We start from the raw sequence: 545 nt of genomic DNA, 5'->3' as shown, positions 1-545 counted from the left end.
CGCTAAGGTAATAGCAGCACCAGCGCTCGGACCATCTTTAGGAATCGCCCCTTCAGGTGCATGAACATGAATATCCCACTTCTTATAGAAATCATCTGGAAGACCATAATAACTACTTCGAGCTCGAATAACAGTTAATGCTGTTCTTACCGACTCTTTCATCACCTCGCCAAGGCTACCGGTAGCAATGAGTTCTCCTTTCCCCGGCACTAACTGAACCTCAATCCCGAGAAGATCGCCACCTACTTGTGTCCAAGCTAAGCCATTAACATAGCCAACCTCATGCTCATCCTCTTTAATACTATGGCGATACTTCATTGCACCAAGATAATATTTGATACGCGCCTCATCAATCACCTCGCCCTTACGATCACGCTCTTTATCGAGCATTCTCTCTTTAATAAATTTACGGAAAAGGGTATTGATCTCTCGCGTCAAATTACGGACACCCGCCTCTTTAGTGTAGTGATTAATTAAGAAAAGAAGCCCCTCATCGGTGAATTTAATCTCCTCACGCGTTAAGCCATTCTCCTTATAAGCGGCAG

The 545-nt window shown here is 44.6% G+C and carries 1 protein-coding gene; it reads right to left on the bottom strand.

The genetic code is table 11. The annotated features are described in order from the left end of the window. A partial coding sequence (locus tag FK530_RS27710) for a S16 family serine protease (RefSeq protein ID WP_500487613.1) occupies window positions 1-545 on the bottom strand: 545 nt, incomplete at both ends.

It is taken from the genome of Tsukamurella conjunctivitidis, assembly GCF_007858475.1.
Classification (GTDB): Bacteria; Actinomycetota; Actinomycetes; order Mycobacteriales; family Mycobacteriaceae; genus Tsukamurella; species Tsukamurella conjunctivitidis.
The sequence above is the reverse complement of the archived record's forward strand: the minus strand, read 5'-3'. Positions and strand labels throughout refer to the sequence as shown.